Origin of the sequence: Aliamphritea spongicola (genome assembly GCF_017051665.1) — a bacterium.
Classification (GTDB): Bacteria; Pseudomonadota; Gammaproteobacteria; order Pseudomonadales; family Balneatricaceae; genus Amphritea; species Amphritea spongicola.
In genome coordinates, this window is the sequence record NZ_JAFIDL010000013.1 from 1 (window position 1) to 19,257 (window position 19,257).

The following is a 19,257-nucleotide window of genomic DNA, read 5'->3' on the forward strand; positions in this document are numbered from 1 at the left end:
CGGATGCACCGGTGGTGACGCTGAAGGTCAGAGAGGCAGAGTCGTCAGCATCGGTGGCTGTCAGCTGGCCAGAAATTGCTGAATCGCCTTCGTTTACTGTAGCCGTCACATCCGCACCGGCCACCGGTGCGTCGTTGGTGCCGTTGACAGTAATCTTAATCTGCTGGGTATCAGTAGCACCGTTCTCGTCGGTCACTGTTACCGGGATGGTCAGGGTCTGAACATCGCCTGCATCTAAACCGTCGTAGGCAGCATCCTGTGGATCAAAACTATAGGAGCCATCCGCATTCAGGGTGAAACCGGCCGGTACGCTGGCACCGTTAGTTACACTGAAGCTCAGGCTTGCAAAATCATCAGCATCTGTCGCGGACAGTTGGCCAGAGATAGCGCTGTCGCCTTCGTTCAAGGAAGCCGTCACATCCGCACCGGCGACCGGCGCATCATTGGTACCGTTGACGGTAATCTGGATTTGCTGAGTATCAGTGGCGCCGTTCTCATCAGTTACGGTCACAGGAATGGTCAGGGTCTGAACATCACCCGCATCTAAGCCGTCGTAGGCAGCATCCTGTGGATTAAAGCTATAGCTGCCATCGCTATTCAGCGTAAAGCCTGCCGGCACAGAAGCACCGCTGGTTACATTGAAGCTTAAGCTGGCAGAGTCATCTGCATCCGTCGCGGACAGCTGGCCAGAGATAGTGCTATCGCCTTCATCAACAGATGCTGTTACATCCGCACCCGCTACTGGGGCATCATTGGTGCCGTTGACGGTAATCCGAATCTGCTGAGTATCAGTGGCACCGTTCTCATCAGTAACTGTTACCGGGATGGTCAAGGTCTGAACATCACCGGCATCCAAACTGTCGTAAGCGGCATCCTGAGGATTAAAGCTGTAAGAACCGTCGGCATTCAGCGTGAAGCCTGCCGGAACAGACGCACCGTTGGTTACGCTAAAGATCAGGGACGCAGAGTCGTCAGCATCGGTAGCAGAAAGTTGGCCGCTGATAGCGCTGTCACCTTCATTTACAGAAGCTGTCACATCCGCACCAGCCACTGGCGCATCGTTGGTGCCGTTAACAGTAATCTGGACCTGCTGGGTATCAGTAGCACCGTTCTCGTCGGTCACTGTTATCGGTATGGTCAGGGTCTGCACATCACCCACATCCAGGCTGTCGTAGGCTACATCCTGTGGATTAAAACTGTAGCTACCATCTGCATTCAGGGTGAAACCTGCTGGTACGCTGGCACCGTTGGTTACACTGAAGCTCAGGCTTGCAGAATCATCCGCATCGATGGCAGATAGCTGGCCAGAGATAGCGCTGTCACCTTCGTTCACATTGGCAGTGACATCCGCACCGGCTACCGGCGCATCATTGGTTCCGTTAACGGTGATCTGGATCTGCTGTGTATCAGTTGCACCGTTCTCGTCGGTCACAGTGACCGGGATGGTCAGAGTCTGGACATCACCCGCATCCAGGCTGTCATAAGCAGCATCCTGTGGATTAAAGCTGTAGGAACCATCCGCATTCAAGGTGAAACCTGCCGGCACAGATGCACCGTTGGTTACACTGAAGCTCAGGCTTGCAGAGTCATCGACATCCGTCGCTGACAGCTGGCCAGAAATCGCTGAGTCACCTTCATTCACACTGGCGGTGACATCCGCACCCGCTACCGGTGCATCGTTGGTGCCGTTCACCGTAATCTGTATCTGCTGGGTATCAGCGGCACCGTTTTCATCAGTTACGGTCACAGGAATGGTCAGGGTCTGCACGTCGCCTGCATCCAAACTGTCGTAAGCGGCATCCTGTGGATTAAAGCTGTAAGAACCATCCGCATTCAGGGTAAAGCCAGCCGGTACGCTAGCACCGTTGGTCACGCTGAAGGTCAGGCTGGCAGAGTCATCGGCATCTGTCGCTGACAGCTGGCCAGAAATTGCAGAATCGCCTTCATTCACACTGGCGGTGACATCCGCACCAGCCACCGGTGCATCATTGGTGCCGTTCACAGTGATCTGAATTTGCTGTGTATCGGTGGCACCGTTCTCGTCGGTCACAGTGACCGGGATGGTCAGAGTCTGCACATCGCCAGCATCCAGGCTGTCATAAGCAGCATCCTGTGGATTAAAGCTGTATGAGCCGTCGGCATTCAGCGTGAAGCCTGTCGGCACAGATGCACCATTGGTCACGCTGAAGCTTAAACTGGCAGAATTATCGGCATCGGTAGCAGACAGCAGACCTGAAATCGCAGAATCGCCTTCGTTCACGCTGGCGGTGACATCCGCACCGGCCACCGGCGTATCGTTGGTGCCGTTGACGGTGATCTGGATTTGCTGAGTATCGATGGCACCGTTTTCGTCGGTTACGGTAACTGGGACGGTCAGGGTCTGTACATCGCCTGCATCCAGGCTGTCGTACGCCGCATCCTGTGGATTAAAGCTGTATGAGCCGTCGGCACTCAGCGTGAAGCCTGCAGGCACAGATGCACCGTTGGTTACACTGAAGCTTAAGCTCGCAGAATCATCAGCATCTGTCGCTGACAACTGGCCAGAAATTGCTGAATCACCTTCGTTCACATTAGCTGTGACATCTGCACCAGCCACCGGTGCATCGTTTGTGCCGTTCACAGTAATCTGAATCTGCTGAGTATCCGTGGCACCGTTCTCATCAGTCACTGTCACCGGGATGGTCAGGGTCTGCACATCACCCGCATCCAGGCTGTCATAAGCAGCATCCTGTGGATTAAAGCTGTAGGAACCATCCGCATTCAGGGTGAAGCCTGCCGGTACGCTAGCGCCGTTAGTAACGCTGAAAGACAGGGACGCAGAGTCGTCAGCATCTGTCGCTGATAGCTGGCCAGAAATTGCTGAATCACCTTCGTTCACATTAGCTGTGACATCTGCACCAGCCACCGGTGCATCGTTTGTGCCGTTCACAGTAATCTGAATCTGCTGAGTATCCGTGGCACCGTTCTCATCAGTCACTGTCACCGGGATGGTCAGGGTCTGCACATCACCCGCATCCAGGCTGACATAAGCAGCATCCTGTGGATTAAAGCTGTAGGAACCATCCGCATTCAGGGTGAAGCCTGCCGGTACGCTAGCGCCGTTAGTAACGCTGAAAGACAGGGACGCAGAGTCGTCAGCATCTGTCGCTGATAGCTGGCCAGATATAGCAGAATCTCCTTCCAGCACAGTACTGTAAACATCCGCTCCAGCCACCGGCGCATCATTAGTACCGGTAACGGTAATCTGGATTTGCTGAACATCTGTAGCACCCAGTTCATCTGTCACCGTTACCGGAATTGTCAGTATCTGGCTGTCACCCACTGCCAGATGCTGGTATGCCCCGGCATCCGGCTCAAAGCTGTAGTTCCCGTCTGCATCCAACGTAAAACCTGCCGGTGTATCCGCCCCCGGTGATACTGCAAACGTCAGTATGCTGCCATCATCAACATCCGTTGCACTCAGTTGCCCGGAAATTACTGCATCACCTTCCTGCACAGAGGCAGTAATATCAGCACCGGCAACCGGTGCATCATTAGTGCCGTTAACCGTGATACGAACCTGCTGCGTATCTGTCGCACCATGCTCATCGGTAACTGTTACAGGCACAGTAATCACCTGTGAATCACCGGCTCCCAGACGCTGGTATGCATCATCCGCGGGATCAAAACTGTAGTTCCCCTCACTGTCCAGCGAGAAACCTGATGGCAATGAGGCTCCGTTAGCCACAGCAAAGGTTATAACTGCACCGTCATCAGCATCCGTCGCGGTTAACTGACCACTGATCGCAGTAGCCCCCTCATCCAGACTACTGACTATATCCGCACCGGCAACCGGTGCATCATTGGTACCCGAGATGGTGATTTTGATGAACGCTGTATCCTGCAAGCCACCGGAGTCAGTAACCCGGACAGGTATAGTGAGCTGCTGAGAATCTCCCACTCCCAGATGGTCGTATGCGCCACTGGTCGCATCAAAGCTGTAATCTCCGTTAGCCTGTAATGTAAAGCCAACCGGTAACTGATCAGGATCAACTGCTGTAAACGTCAGTTGATCACCGGCATCCTGGTCTTCAGCGACCAGACTTGCATTAATAATTCCCTGATCTTCAGCAACAGTCACTTCTGCCGCCTGCAATACAGGTGCTTCATTAACATCTGTCAGATTAACGGTAACCGTTTTGGTAAAGGTATTTCCGCTGGCATCAGTAACTGTAATTTCAACGGGATATTCAGAACGGGTTTCAAAATCCAACGTAACGCCAGTGCCTACAACTAGGGTATTACCGCTGACTTCAAAAATGTTGGCTCCTTCACCGGTGAGACTGAAACTGAGCTGATCTGCACCCTGATCATCGGTACCCAGAATTGTCGCGACGAAATCACCTGCAACAGCGCCTTCAGCAACATCTGAATCTGACAGGTTAATGTCACTTGGGGCATTATCTATAAACGCCTGTTCGTTCTGTAACGCTTCAGCCAGATCATCGAAATTAATTTCAACCGGAATCTGAGCAGTAAAATCACTGTTATTACTGTTAACCCGTATATCTATACCCAGTTGCTGGCCACGGACAGGTGTTAAGTCCACCAATGTAGATAAACGGTTACCTTCCAGCGCAAACTGCGTTGAATCCAGAGAAAAACTGAAGTCACCACCGGAAACGGGCAGTTCAAGGGTGGCCAGCTCGGTACCGGCAGGAATCGTGCCGCCATCAGGCAGTTGAGAAAATGAGTTTACGTCAGTAAAGCTGAAGCCGGTTGAGGAAAACTCTGGAGAATAATCCTGTTCGGAAGTAGCAGTGAGATCTTCCTGCTGTTCGTCTATTCTGCCCTGCAGGTTTTGCTTAAACAGCTCTTCATTATGTTGCTGTTCATCCCCAAGGTACTCTTCTTCCAGATCTCGCGCCCGGCGGCTGTTGCCCAAACCCTGATTGAACAGGTCTTCGGTTGCTTTATCCCTTGCGTTAACAACACTGCCGCCTTTGCTTTCCTCAGCCATGGTTTACTGCCTCTGGTTTTAAACTTTTGTAAAACTCTATCAATGCACGAACAATACGCTGTAGAGACAATCACTTACAGCAAAATCTTCTGTAATCACTTGTGTCTCAGCAGGATTAGTAGCAATATAAGTCGGCGTTATAAGAATGGAATTTATTGGATCTTATCCGATGCCCGAACAACCTATTTTCGGAATAATTGAACACAACTCATGAGTATAAAGACGTCACATGTGTTTTCCGTAAAACGGCTCAGGACTCCCGGAACCTGGAGTCAACCCAGCGTCCTGATGTCATCGCTGGCAATCAACATTCTTGCGCTCGCACTGCCTACCGTTATTCTTCAGGTCTATGATCGTATAATACCCAATCAGGCCATCGGTACTTTTATATTCCTCATTCTGGGTATGCTTGGCGTCGTCATTATTGATACCGCACTGCGTATATTTCGCTCCTCAATTCTCAGCTGGCACGGTGCAAAGTTTGATCACCGCGAAAGCCTCAAGGCAATGAACCGTATACTCGATGCTGACAACCAGGCATTTGAGGACAATACAGCCGGTTACTATCTCGATAAAATTCAGGCACTTGAGCAAATCCAGGAGTTCTATTCTGGCCAGTCAGTCCTGCTGATCATGGATCTGCCTTTCGTCATCCTCTTCCTGGGGCTGATCTGGCTGATCGCCGGACCACTGGTAGCGATTCCAATTGCTCTGCTGGTTGTTTTTCTGGTAGTTGCATTCGTCACCGGACGCAAGCTGAGAAAGGCGCTGGAAACCCGTTACACCATGGAAGATCGCCGTCAGAATTTCATTATCGAATCCCTTAAAGGCATTCACACCATTAAATCCATGGCGATGGAAGCACTGATGCTGCGTCGCTACGAAAAGCTTCAACACCAGTCTGCAGAAAGTGTTTATGAACTAAGCCGGGTTAACAGCATTGTCCAGGGCATTGGCGCGACATTCTCTCAACTGGCAGTGGTCATTTTTGTCGGTGTTGGCAGCCTGTTTGTTATTGAGGGCGACCTGACTGTAGGTGCGCTCGCGGCCGGCACTATGCTTTCAAGCCGGGTACTGCAACCAGGCCTTAAAGCCATGGGATTCTGGACACAATTTCAGTCACTTCAACTGGCACTGGAAAAAGTTAATCAGCTGTACGCCCTGCCTACAGAATCCAGTGGTGAACTTAAAACCGAACAGGGCCTGAGCGGTAAAATTGAACTGCGGGAAGTCAGCTTTAAATACCCTCATCAGGAAAATGACCTGCTTCACAATTTGTCTCTGACGGTTGAGCCCGGACAGGCAATCGGCATCACAGGCAACAACGGTACAGGCAAAAGCACCCTGATAAGCCTGTTATCCGGTTTTACCCAGCCAAATGAAGGGCAGATCCTTCTTGATGACCACCCCATGCTGAACTACAACACAGAATTCCTGCGCGCCGAAATCGGCATCATGCCGCAAAAAGGCGTTCTGTTTGAAGGCAGCATTCTGGAAAACATGACTCTGTACCGGGAAGGCGAAGCCCTTGAACAGGCACTGGAGCTATCTAAAATCCTTGGTCTGGAAGAAATTGTTGCCCGCCTGCCGGACGGCCTTGATACACAGATTGGCGGTGCTGCTGTCGATACACTCTCTGAAGGCGTACGCCAGAAAATCATCATGGTACGGTCACTGGTTGGCCACCCTAAAATCATCTTATTTGATGATGCCAACGCCAACTTCGATATTAAGAACGACAACCGGCTATTAAAGGTTATCGAGCAAATGAAAGGTAAACGCACTATGGTCATCGTGTCGCACCGCCCTTCTTTCCTGAGACTTTGCGACAAGCAATATCAGTTGGCGAACGGTCAGCTTGAACCTTATATTGATCCTTATCAGGCACAAATGGCTGCCCGGCAAAAACAGCAGACATCCCAGGCATGAACCAGATGACGACGCCCCCAGCTTTTGAACGCCCACCCATTGTATCCGAGCGACTGGCGGAAGCGCTGCGCACCGATAACAATGATGAATTCCACGATACTTCCCCTTACGCAGCCTGCCTGCTGCCACTTCTGCGGGAACTGGGCTGGAATAATTATGCCCGGGATCTGATTGAGGCTCTGCCGCACTTTTCTGAGCAGATAGACCTGATCGACCTGCGTAATATTCTCGTCACTCTGGGTTATGACAGCTCACCGCTGAAGACCGATATCCACTCTCTGCGGGATGAGCTTTACCCTGCCCTGTTTATCTCCAACGGCGGCAAGGTACTGTTACTGCAGGGTAAACGCGATGGCCTGATTTATTATTATGACGCCCAGACCAATCAGTATGAATCAACGCCTCAGCTACGTCTGAAAGGTACTGCGTACCTGTTCACTGACAGCAACGCCAGTTACGGCAATAACCCAACAGATGTACCGGGTGATGACTGGTTTGGCAATTTGCTGCAACGCTTCCAGAAAATGATTATCCACCTTCTGGGCATGACCTTTATTATCAACCTGGTCGCGCTTCTGGTGCCCATTTTTATTATGGTCATCTATGACAAGGTCATCGGAGCAAAATCTGCAGAGACCCTGCCATTCCTTATTTCAGGGGTTACCATACTGCTGATCACCGACCTGGGGTTACGCTTTCTCAGGGCTAAATTGCTGGGTATTACCGCCGGCAGGATGGACTACCTCATAGGCAATGAAACCTTTAAGCGCATGTTGTATTTGCCACCACTCTATACAGAACGCTCCACCGTTGCCGCTCAACTGTCCCGTTTGAAGCAGTTCGATTCTGTGCGTGATTTTTTCACCGGCCCAAGCGCAGCCGTTGCCCTGGAACTACCATTCGTTGCTATGTTCCTGATTGTAATTGGCATCCTTGGCGGCCCGCTGGCCCTGATTCCGCTGGGCATGGTTATGGCTTTTATTATTCTTGGCCTGATCTGGATTCCGGTTATAAACACCCGCATCCTTCGCGCCGGCAAAGCCCGTACGGATAAACAACGCATCATTATGCAGACCGTTGCCGGCCGCAAAGAGATCAAAGCCATTGGCGGCGAAACTGTCTGGTGGGAACGTTTCCGCGAAAATTCCGGCGAAGCGGTACTGGCAAACTATCAGACGTTTCTCTCCAACAACCTGATGAACAACCTGGCGCAAGGGTTGATGACCTTCTCAGGCGTTGCCGTACTGGCCATCGGTACAATGCAGGTAATCAACGGCGAAATTACGATAGGTGCACTGATCGCTATCATGGCACTGGTCTGGCGGGTACTGTCACCACTGCAAAGCGCTTTCTTGTCATTTTCTAAATTCCAGCAAGCCCTGAAAGCCATCAAGCAGATTAACCAGCTAATGCGTCTGCGCAACGAAAGAAAAGGCGGCAAATCAGGACTGGTACTTTCCAACCTGAAGGGCAACATCCGCATCGACAGAGTCAGCTTCCGCTACGGCCCTGACCGCGACCCTGCACTGCTAGGCGCATCATTTGAAGTTAAAGCCGGCGAAATGATCGCAATTACCGGCAACACCGGCTCCGGCAAATCCACGCTGATTAAAATGATTGCCGGTATGTACGCACCGCAGGCCGGCAGCATCAGCATGGACAACATGGACTTGCGACAACTGAATGCCATGGACCTTCGTCGCGCCGTAGCTTACGTCCCTCAGCAAACACACATGTTCCACGGCTCAATTGCACAAAACATCCGTCTGAATAACAGCCTGGCAACGGATGAAGATATTCGTGCCGCCGCGATGGAAGCAGGTGTACTGGAAGAAATTTTGGCCCTGCCTCAGGGCTTTGACACCCGTCTCGGGGACACTGTCATCGACCATATGCCTCCGGGCTTCCTGCGCTCACTGTCTATGTGCCGCGCCTTTGTCAGCCCGGCCAAAATCCTGTTACTGGACGAACCGGGAGCCTCACTGGATCTGGAATCAGATAATCGCTTTATAGAGCAGCTCAAACGCCTGAAAGGCAACCGCTCTATTGTCATGGTCAGCCATCGACCAAGCCATATTCGCCTGGCGGATAAAGCCGTATTAATGGAACAGGGCACAGTTATCCATATAGGCCCTCCACAAGAAGTTATCGCACTGACGCTGGAGAAGTCAGCATGAGTAAAAATAATAATGTGTTTTCTTCCCATGGCGGCGCCAGCCTGCCCCGCGCCCGAGCCCGCTTTCTGGCTCAGGCAATTCAGCTGGAAGAACACGAACCGGCCGGCATTATTAATGCGGCTATCTACTTCACCGCCTTTATTCTGGTGGCCGCAATTGTCTGGGCAACTCTGACTAAAGTTGACGAAGTCACTTCTACCCGCGGCGAAGTCGTGCCTGCCGGTCTGATCCATGATGTTCAGCACCTGGAAGGCGGTATCGTCAGTGAAATTCTGGTCCGCAACGGCGATCAGGTACAAAGCGGCGACTTATTACTGCGCTTTGCACCTCCTGCCAGCCAGTCTGAACTCCAGCAACTGGAAATTCGCCGGGCAGCCTTCATTCTCGAAAGCGAACGCCTGCAGGCCATTCTCGATGACCGGATTCCGTCTTTTGGTGAAATTGGCAACAGCTACCCAGCCCTTGCCGACAAACAAATGACAATCTACTCAGCACAACTGGCCAGCCAGAACAGTGAACTGAGCGTCATTGACTCGCAGATTCGTCAGCGGAATGAAGAAATCAAACAGCAGCGCAACAAGGCTAAATCTATCCGCAAGAAAGTAGAACTGCTTAAAGAACAGGTATCGATCCGTTCCAAGCTGGTTAAAAGTAATGTCGTTTCTAAAGCGGAACTTCTGACCAGCCAAACCAGCCTGGCCGATGCCCAGAGCGAAAGCCTGAGCATTGTTGACGGCATCCGGGTCGCAGAATCAGCTCTGACCGAAGCCGAACAACGCCGCATTGAACTCAGCGCCCGCTTCAAAAAAGACATCGAACTGGAAGCCGGTAATGTCGGCGAAGAACTGGCTGAAATAGAACAGTCACTGATCCGGGTTCGCGACAGAGTTAAACGACTGGACATCTACGCACCACTGACAGGCATCGTCCAGGATCTCTCTATTACCCGAATCAACGCAGTTGTAGATCCTGGTCAGGTTATTATGCAACTGGTACCAACTGATGATGAGGTCATCATTGAAGCACGCATACTGCCTAACGAGATCGGACACATAAGTGTCGGCCAGCGCGCAGAAATCAAAGTAGACAGTTACGACTCTGCTCGCTTCGGCACTGTTGACGGCGTCATCGAGCGACTCTCCGCAACAACTTACCTGGATGATAAAAAAGACCCTTACTTCAGGGCTGAGATAAGCCTGACAACCAACTGGGTGGGGGATAACACAAAGCTGACGCTGTCACCCGGCATGACTGTCACCGCGGACATCAAAACCGGCAACAAGTCTATTATGGACTATCTGCTAAAACCTATTTCCCGCGGACTCGACACCGCCTTCCGGGAACGCTGAGAACATAAGCCGCCTGCAACCACAGGCGGCTTTTTTAATGGCGTACGGTCTGATTCACTCTAACGCAGGCACACCGCCCGAGAGCCAGCCAGCTCTACTTCCCTATCAGCCTCCAGGCACAACTGACGACAAGCAGTAAAGTGCCTGGCAATAACCAGCCTCCCCCCCCCTCACAGCAAGGCAAGAAATCCCTCTGGAGACTTCATCACAATCAGCATAAACAACATGCATTTTTGAAATAAAATAAAGCCTCGACCAACATCAGCACTTCTCTGGATCCCTCATTGCTTCATCCCCGACACAATCAGCCCTGCATAGACTTCATACCCCTGCAGAATAAACCGCCATCCTAATCAGAAGCGCCATAATAACCCATAGCATAGACAGGGCTGAGAGCCCGCCTAAAGGCTATAAAAGCCAGAACACATACACGGTAAAAGACCGTATCAATTACAGCTCTCAGAGGAGCTCAGAGCATGAGAAAAAATATTGATAACTGAAAAGCTTAAGAGAAAAAGAAACGAATTGTTTAAAACAAAAAGAGAGGAGACAGTGGCGCGCCCGGCACGATTCGAACGTGCGACCGCCTGGTTCGTAGCCAGGTACTCTATCCAGCTGAGCTACGGGCGCTTAATCACTGCAAAACTGTCTCAGAAGTATCATAGGCAAAACATCAACTTTACAGCATTTACTCTGCTGTAAACTTTTTGCTCTACATTTGAAAAAACACAAAGACTTAAAACAGATACTCGGATTAGGATGGCGCGCCCGGCACGATTCGAACGTGCGACCGCCTGGTTCGTAGCCAGGTACTCTATCCAGCTGAGCTACGGGCGCTTAATCCAAGTTTTGTTGTTTATCCCACCATTTCACTCAATCCTAAGATTAAGTGGCGCGCCCGGCACGATTCGAACGTGCGACCGCCTGGTTCGTAGCCAGGTACTCTATCCAGCTGAGCTACGGGCGCTAAATGGCGGTGAGAGAGGGATTCGAACCCTCGATAGAGTTTCCCCTATACGCCCTTAGCAGGGGCGCGCCTTCAGCCACTCGGCCATCTCACCTCAACAACGGCGCGTATATTACAAGAATGATTTTCAAAAGAAAAGCATTAATTTCAGAAATTTACTCTTGATTGCCTTCTTGCTTTTCTTTCTGAATACGCTGATAAATTTCTTCACGATGCACAGACACATCTTTAGGTGCATTAACACCAATACGCACCTGATTACCCTTCACACCCAGGACAGTAACAGTGACGTCGTCACCAACCATTAGCGTTTCACCTACACGGCGAGTAAGAATTAACATTAAATAATCTCCTTATTTAAGCGCCAGAGCGTCCTAATCTGTAATAGTAACAACAGATTAACAGACCTCTGGCGTTAAACAAATAAAATGTGCAACAACAGCAACACAGAACTACTTAAACAGTGGCTGCTATTCACTAACTGTATCAACGGCATTCAGATCAAACGCTGAATGCAGACCCCGGACAGCTAACTCCAGGTACTTTTCAGCAATGACAACAGAGACCTTAATCTCTGAGGTAGAAATCATCTGAATGTTGATGTTTTCATTAGCCAGGGAATCAAACATCTTACTGGCCACACCTGCGTGCGAACGCATGCCTACACCAACAATTGATACTTTAGCTATCTTGTTATTACCAACAACTTCACGGGCACCCAGCTCTTCTTTAACCTTCACCAGAATCTCTTCTGCCTGGTTAAAATCATTGCGGTGCACAGTAAATGTAAAGTCTGTTGTGTTATCTGCCGACACATTTTGCAAAATCATATCGACTTCGATATTAGCACGACTGACTGGACCCAAAATCCGCGAAGCTACGCCTGGAATATCAGGGACACCCAGTATTGTCAGTTTTGCTTCGTCGCGGTTAAAGGCAATCCCTGAAATGACCGGTTTTTCCACTGTATCCTCTTCCTCTGTAGTTATAAGCGTTCCTGGTCCATCCTGAAAGCTGTGTAATACACGCAACGGCACATTATATTTGCCAGCGAATTCCACAGCCCGAATTTGCAGTACTTTTGAACCAAGGCTGGCCATTTCCAGCATTTCTTCAAAAGTAATCTCGTCGAGACGCTGAGCGCCTTCAACAACCCGCGGATCGGTTGTATACACACCATCCACGTCTGTATAAATCTGACATTCATCAGCCTTCAGCGCAGCAGCAAGCGCCACACCTGTAGTATCAGAGCCACCACGCCCAAGCGTAGTAATGTTACCCAGCTCATCTACCCCCTGGAAACCGGCAACCACAACAACGCGGCCCATATCCAGCTCAGCACGCATCTGGTCAACTTCAATATCCTGAATACGCGCCTTCATATGGCTGTCATCAGTCAGAATCTTAACCTGACTGCCGGTGAATGAGCGTGCGCTCACACCACGGGCCTCCAGTGCCATACATAATAGCGCAATGGTCACTTGCTCACCGGTAGAAACCAGCACATCCATCTCACGTGGAGAAGGCTGCTCCTGCATTTCCTTAGCCATTCCAATCAGACGATTGGTCTCGCCACTCATTGCAGAAACAACAACCACAACATCGTGACCAGCCTGACGAAAGCCTTTCACTTTATCGGCAACAGCCTGAATCCGCTCTACCGAGCCAACAGAGGTGCCACCATATTTCTGTACAAATAGGGCCATTTACCTATTTCCTTAATAGCCTTGCAGACTAAAAACTACGACAAATTGTTTTCCACCAGTCCGGCAACTTCTGCCAGAACAGCAGGCAACGCTGCTGCATCGGTACCACCACCCTGAGCAAAATCCGGACGTCCACCGCCCTTACCACCCAGCTTAGCTGTTAATTCGCGAACCAGGTCGCCAGCTTTTACTTTAGCAGTCAAATCTTTGCTGACACCGGCAGCAAGACTGACTTTACCGTCAGCTACTGTCGCCAGCACAACAACAGCACTGCCTAATTTATTCTTCAACTGATCAATTGTGTCACGCAGTGCTTTCGGCTCAATACCTTCAAGCACTTCCGCTAATACTTTTACGCCAGCAACATCCGCAGCAGCGCTGACCAGGTCAGCCCCTTTCGCTGCTGCCAGCTTCGCTTTCAGCTGCTCAAGCTCTTTTTCCAACTGACGGGTCTTACCCTGCTGATCTGTCAGCTTATCCTGTAACTGCGCGCTCACTCCGGCCATAAAGTCCAGAGCTGCCTTTCCGGTAACCGCTTCTACCCGGCGAACACCTGCAGCAATACCGCCTTCTGAAACAATCTTCAGCAAAGCGATATCACCTGTACGCTGCGCATGAGTACCACCACACAGCTCAACAGAGAAGTCTCCACCCATCGTTAAAACACGTACTTCATCATCGTACTTCTCACCAAACAGCGCCATTGCGCCTTTTTCTTTGGCGGAATCAATATCCATGATGTCAGTTTCAATCAGCGTGTTACGGCGAATTTCTTCATTCGCCATATCTTCTACTGCTTGCAGCTCTTCAGCCGTTACTGCTTCAAAGTGCGAAAAGTCAAAACGCAAACGTTCTGCATCATTCAGGGAGCCTTTTTGCTGAACATGTGAACCTAATACACGACGCAGCGCTTCGTGAAGAACGTGAGTCGCGGAATGGTTAACAGCAGTCTTCTGACGTCGTTCAGCATCAACTTCAGGGAAAAGAGTATCACCAACTTTAATAGTTCCCTGTTGCAGCTCACCGTGATGCAGGTGACTCTTACTTTCTTTAGTACAGTCAGCCACAGCGAAAACCAGGTCTTCTGCTTTAAGTAAACCGCTGTCACCTACCTGACCACCAGACTCGGCATAGAAAGGAGTCTCATCAAGTACAACAATCCCTTTATCACCGGCATTAAGAACATCTACAGCAGCACCGTTCGAGAACAAACCAACAACTTTGGCTGAACCCTGTAAATGCTCGTAACCAGTAAAGCTGGTTTCACCTTCCAGTGATAGTCCGTCGTTATAATCAACACTGAACTTACCTGCCGCACGCGCCTGTGTGCGCTGTTGCTCCATTGCCGTTTCAAAACCGGCCATATCAATGGTCAGTTCCTGCTCACGGGCAACATCTGCAGTCAGGTCAACCGGGAAACCATAGGTGTCGTAAAGTTTGAAAACTGTTTCACCGGGAATCTCTGTTCCTTCCAGCTTGGAAATAACAGTTTCAAGCAGCCCCATGCCATGCTCAAGCGTCTTGGCAAACTGCTCTTCTTCTTTCAGCAGGACTTTTGCAATCAGTTCTTGCTGAGTTGCAAGATCCGGATAAGCAGCACCCATTTCGGTAACCAGTGCAGCCACCAGCTTATGGAAAAACGCGCCCTGTGCACCCAGTTTCTTACCATGACGTACCGCACGGCGAATAATACGGCGCAAGACATAACCTGCACCTTCATTACTCGGAATAACACCATCAAGTATCAGGAATGAACATGAACGGATGTGGTCGGCGATAACCCGCAGGGATTTATTGTCCAGATCGTTGCTACCGACAGCAGCGGCAGCAGCCTTCAACAGGTTCTGGAACAAATCAATTTCATAGTTGGAATGTACGTTCTGCAGAACTGCAGCAATACGCTCAAGCCCCATACCGGTATCAACTGATGGTTTCGGTAATGGCGTCATTTCACCGTCAGCAGCACGGTTAAACTGCATGAATACCAGATTCCAGATTTCGATATAGCGATCACCATCTTCTTCAGGGCTGCCCGGAGGCCCACCCCAAACGTCCGCACCGTGATCGTAGAAGATTTCAGAACTAGGTCCGCAAGGCCCGGTATCACCCATAGACCAGAAGTTATCTTCATCCAGTTTTGAGAAGCGCTCCGGATCGATGCCTACTTCTTCCTTCCAGATTTTTTCCGCTTCATCATCGCTAATATGAACCGTAATCCACAGCTTTTCTTTCGGCAGCTGCAGTACTTCTGTCAGGAACGTCCATGCAAAATTAATCGCATCACGCTTGAAGTAATCACCAAAGCTGAAGTTACCCAGCATTTCAAAGAAAGTATGGTGGCGCGCTGTATAACCTACGTTATCCAGGTCGTTATGCTTACCGCCGGCACGCACACAGCGCTGCGAGGTAGTCGCACGGGTGTAAGGACGCTGATCACTTCCCAGGAACACATCCTTAAACTGAACCATACCCGCGTTAGTAAACATCAGGGTAGGGTCGTTGGCAGGGATCAGTGAACTACTTTCAACAATCTGATGGCCGTTGTTTTCAAAGTAGTTTAGAAATGCCTGTCGCAGTTCGGCACTTGTCATATTTTTCATACAGTTATCGCTCGCAACACCTAAAATAGCACCCTGATCGATTCATTTACCTACGCATTCAATCAAAAGCAACCGGAAAAAACAGTGTAAAAATGGCGATGTAGTATATAACGTGACAAAAAATTGTTCGAATATTTTTAGCAACTAAGGCTTATATTAATATTTCTCTTTGATTAACAGGATTTATTCTTCTTTTGCATCAATAGCATAGCGAGTCTGTTCTGCATCAAATCCCCTTTGCATCATGTAACGCATGCGTTTTGCGTACCCCTTCGCATCAAAACTTTCTTCGCTTCTGAATTTACGGCGATAGACATCCAGCGCCTGTGCAAACCAGTCAATTTCCTGCTCCTGCATTGCCAGATCAAGCATGTCTGAAGATATACCTTTATCTCTCATATCGAACTGAATTTTTTTAGGACCAAAACCCTGATATACCCTCTGGCGCAAAAAGCTCTCAACAAAACGCTGATCGCTGACATAGCCACTTTCCTGCAAACTGAATATGACATTATCCAGCATGTCCTCATCTGCACATCTCGCAACTAACTTCGTCATCAGCTCTTTCACTGAGTGCTCCCTGCGAGCTAACAAACCCAAGGCTGCATTTTTAATATCCGACTCAGTCTCGAGTGTTTTTCCGGTTTTTCCTGAACGGTTAAAACCCATAGAGTTTCCCCTTTTTAACAGACACAAAAAACCCCGCTAAAAGCAGGGTTTACAGTTCATCATTTCATTTACACCGAACGATGTTTGTTACAGATCCAGCTGAGGAGCCGCTTCTGCCTCTTCATCTTCTTCCTGAGTAACAGGCGTTGTCAGCAGCTTGGCACGGATAGCTGCTTCAATTTCAGAGGCTACATCTGAGTTCTCTTCCAGATAACGCGCCGCATTCGCTTTACCCTGACCAATCTTATCGCCCTTATACGCATACCATGCACCGGACTTATCGATCAGACCTTCTTTCACGCCCAGATCAATAACCTCACCCATGTGGTAGATACCCTGACCATAAAGGATCTGGAATTCAGCCTGACGGAACGGCGGAGCAACCTTGTTCTTAACTACTTTTACGCGGGTTTCGTTACCAACAATTTCATCGCCCTGCTTCACAGCACCGATCCGGCGAATATCCAGACGAACGGAAGAGTAGAATTTCAGAGCGTTACCGCCGGTTGTCGTTTCAGGACTACCGAACATCACACCGATCTTCATACGAATCTGGTTAATGAAGATAACCAGTGTATTGGCATTCTTGACATTCGCAGTCAGCTTACGCAATGCCTGAGACATCAGACGCGCCTGAAGACCTACATGGGAATCACCCATATCGCCTTCAATTTCGGCTTTAGGTGTCAGTGCAGCTACAGAGTCGATTACCAGTACATCTACAGCGCTGGAGCGCACCAGCATATCTGTAATTTCCAGCGCCTGCTCACCGGTATCTGGCTGAGACACCAGCATTTCATCAACATTTACACCCAGTTTTTCTGCGTATGTCGGATCCAGCGCATGCTCCGCATCAACGAATGCACATGTTTTACCAAGCTTCTGAGCTTCCGCAATAACCTGTAATGTCAGAGTTGTCTTACCGGATGATTCCGGACCGTAAATCTCAACAATCCGACCCATAGGCAAACCACCGATGCCTAACGCAATATCCAGCGTCAGGGAACCGGTCGACACAGCAGGAATAACTTCACGCGGCTGATCACCCATGCGCATAACCGCACCTTTACCAAACTGACGTTCGATCTGACCCAGGGCAGCATCAAGAGCTTTCTTTCTGTTGTCGTCCATATTAGAACCTATAAATCTGTGGAGAATTAAATACTGTACGTTTGCACAGCATTATTATCGGAGGTTAATCACATTGCAAGTAAAAATATGTTTTTTTATACAGTATTTTTATCCAGTAACTTTATCAGTCCGCTAAGTGCCTGTTCTATAGTCTGAAGTCGGACAGAATGCCGATCACCGGAAAACTGAAAAACCTGTGAAACTGACTTAGCAGGACTCTGCCAGGCGATCCATACAGTCCCGGCAGGCTTTAATTCACTACCACCACCGGGCCCAGCCACACCACTGACAGCTACACTCAACTGAGCCTGACTGTTGGCCACAGCACCTTTCGCCATGGCCAGCACCACCTCTTCACTGACTGCGCCATGAGCTTCAATAAGCTCTGAAGGAACATCCAGCATCTTATTTTTAGCCTGGTTACTGTAGGTGACAAACCCTGCGTCAAACCATGCCGAGCTACCTGCCAGCTCTGTGATTGCAGTCGCAATCCCTCCGCCGGTGCAGGATTCAGCTGTCGCAATCATCACTCCCATATCTTCTGATAGCTTTGCCAGCTTACGAACCTGTGTCTCAATAATATCTGTAGCCATATACTCACTTACTCAATAACTGGGGAGTTGTACATAGGATGTAGTCTGTCTGACCGCTATACAAGTTAAAGTAAAAGCAGATGGATCATTTGATCCAACAGCAAATACGAACAAATCAGGCTAATCAACAGCTATTGCTTCACCCCCTAAATGCCGCTGCCATATCCTGTCCAGAGTGCCATTTTCCAGCAGAACCTCATAAGCAGTATTAAAAGCGCCAATAAGGTACTCCGCATCCGGATGTTCTTTACTGATAATCAGATACTCTGAGATTGTACGAAAGGGTTCTTCAGCAGCCACTATGAATGACCTCATTTCCGCACTCAGCACTCTTTCTGCTGAACTCCGGCCAACCAAATCATTTGAAATAACAAAATTTACTCTCTTTGCCGATAACATTTCAAAGCAACCGTCCATATCACGTGCTTCAAAACGCTGTAAAACATTCTTCTCAATCATATTTTCCAGCTCGGGCTCAGTCTGGTAACCCAATGGCTGACAATAAGATAATCCTTTCAGATCATCAGGCCCAGTAAAGCTGAACCTGGTCTCCTGATGCATAAACACCCTGATATTTATCCGGTTCACCGGCCGTGAATAAAGAAACAGCTGAGCTCTTTCACGTCCCCAGGCATAAGGAAATGTCGCATCGCTCTGAACATTAAGTACCCGCTGATAAACACGGTTCCAAGGATAAAAAGATAGCTCTGTTTTATACCCTATTTCATCGAAAACTCGCGACACAACTTCTGAAACCACACCTCCCTCAGACAATTCCATACTCGCGTAGGGAGCATAATCCGGTCCCGTAACCAGATGAATGACACGCTTATCTGCAACCGCATAGCTCACGGTCATACAAAATGAAACAGCGATCAGGAGCACTCGCATTACAACAGACCTGAGAATCATGAATATTTACTCTGTTACAAATCATTCAAACATTCTTTTTGCGTTTACAGCCGGAATTTATAACAAAATTTTCTGAACACTGCAGAACTTAGTACTATGAAAACTCATAGGCTTAAACACATTCACACGATCAGAAGTACATCGCTGGTTAATCATTCAGATGTTCGTTGCAAAACACCTCTCAAAACATACACACCTGATTCTCGAAGCACTCAGACATAAGTG

11 protein-coding genes and 4 tRNA genes are annotated in these 19,257 nt (G+C 49.4%); 3 read left to right on the top strand and 12 right to left on the bottom strand.

What is annotated here, in order from left to right:
* Positions 1-4,999, bottom strand: a 4,999-nt coding sequence (locus JYB63_RS22060) for a beta strand repeat-containing protein (protein WP_205660103.1), incomplete at its 3' end; no start/stop codon positions are given.
* Between the two features lie 288 nt (positions 5,000-5,287).
* On the opposite strand from JYB63_RS22060, the gene JYB63_RS22065 reads away from it, so the two are divergent.
* Genes JYB63_RS22065 through JYB63_RS22075 form a run of 3 tightly spaced genes read left to right on the top strand, consistent with a single transcriptional unit; the run spans position 5,288 to position 10,454 of the window.
* Positions 5,288-6,928, top strand: coding sequence for a peptidase domain-containing ABC transporter (locus JYB63_RS22065; RefSeq protein ID WP_205660106.1), 1,641 nt, complete (start codon positions 5,288-5,290; stop codon positions 6,926-6,928).
* A 5-nt stretch (positions 6,929-6,933) separates the two neighbouring features.
* Positions 6,934-9,105, top strand: coding sequence for a peptidase domain-containing ABC transporter (locus JYB63_RS22070; protein ID WP_205660107.1), 2,172 nt, complete (start codon positions 6,934-6,936; stop codon positions 9,103-9,105).
* Positions 9,102-10,454 carry an HlyD family type I secretion periplasmic adaptor subunit gene (locus JYB63_RS22075; protein ID WP_205660108.1) on the top strand — a complete coding sequence of 451 codons (1,353 nt, stop codon included), beginning with the start codon at positions 9,102-9,104 and terminating at the stop codon, positions 10,452-10,454. The genes JYB63_RS22070 and JYB63_RS22075 overlap by 4 nt, the downstream gene beginning before the upstream one ends.
* Positions 10,455-11,007: 553 nt before the next feature.
* On the opposite strand, the gene JYB63_RS22080 is transcribed toward JYB63_RS22075, so the two are convergent.
* From JYB63_RS22080 to JYB63_RS22130, 11 genes are all read right to left on the bottom strand, one after another.
* Positions 11,008-11,084 (bottom strand) — tRNA-Arg (locus JYB63_RS22080).
* 130 nt (positions 11,085-11,214) lie between these two features.
* Positions 11,215-11,291, bottom strand: a tRNA-Arg gene (locus tag JYB63_RS22085).
* Positions 11,292-11,344: 53 nt separating this feature from the next.
* A tRNA-Arg gene (locus tag JYB63_RS22090) sits at positions 11,345-11,421 on the bottom strand.
* Between the two features lie 4 nt (positions 11,422-11,425).
* Positions 11,426-11,515, bottom strand: a tRNA-Ser gene (locus tag JYB63_RS22095).
* A gap of 61 nt (positions 11,516-11,576) precedes the next feature.
* Complete coding sequence (gene csrA / locus JYB63_RS22100; RefSeq protein WP_205660109.1) at positions 11,577-11,762, bottom strand: carbon storage regulator CsrA; 186 nt, start codon at positions 11,760-11,762, stop codon at positions 11,577-11,579.
* A gap of 129 nt (positions 11,763-11,891) precedes the next feature.
* Positions 11,892-13,127, bottom strand: a complete 1,236-nt coding sequence (locus JYB63_RS22105; protein ID WP_205660110.1) for an aspartate kinase — start codon at positions 13,125-13,127, stop codon at positions 11,892-11,894.
* Positions 13,128-13,162: 35 nt separating this feature from the next.
* On the bottom strand, positions 13,163-15,718 hold the full coding sequence (alaS, locus tag JYB63_RS22110) for an alanine--tRNA ligase (RefSeq protein WP_205660129.1): 2,556 nt from the start codon (positions 15,716-15,718) through the stop codon (positions 13,163-13,165).
* A gap of 192 nt (positions 15,719-15,910) precedes the next feature.
* Positions 15,911-16,396, bottom strand: coding sequence for a regulatory protein RecX (locus JYB63_RS22115; RefSeq protein ID WP_205660111.1), 486 nt, complete (start codon positions 16,394-16,396; stop codon positions 15,911-15,913).
* 87 nt (positions 16,397-16,483) lie between these two features.
* On the bottom strand, positions 16,484-17,527 hold the full coding sequence (gene recA / locus JYB63_RS22120; RefSeq protein WP_205660112.1) for a recombinase RecA: 1,044 nt from the start codon (positions 17,525-17,527) through the stop codon (positions 16,484-16,486).
* A gap of 95 nt (positions 17,528-17,622) precedes the next feature.
* Positions 17,623-18,120: a CinA family protein gene (locus JYB63_RS22125; protein WP_205660113.1), complete on the bottom strand. Its 498-nt coding sequence runs from the start codon at positions 18,118-18,120 to the stop codon at positions 17,623-17,625.
* A gap of 120 nt (positions 18,121-18,240) precedes the next feature.
* Entirely contained in the window at positions 18,241-19,011 is a 771-nt protein-coding gene (locus JYB63_RS22130) for a substrate-binding periplasmic protein (protein ID WP_205660114.1), read from the bottom strand.
* Positions 19,012-19,257: the final 246 nt, after the last annotated feature.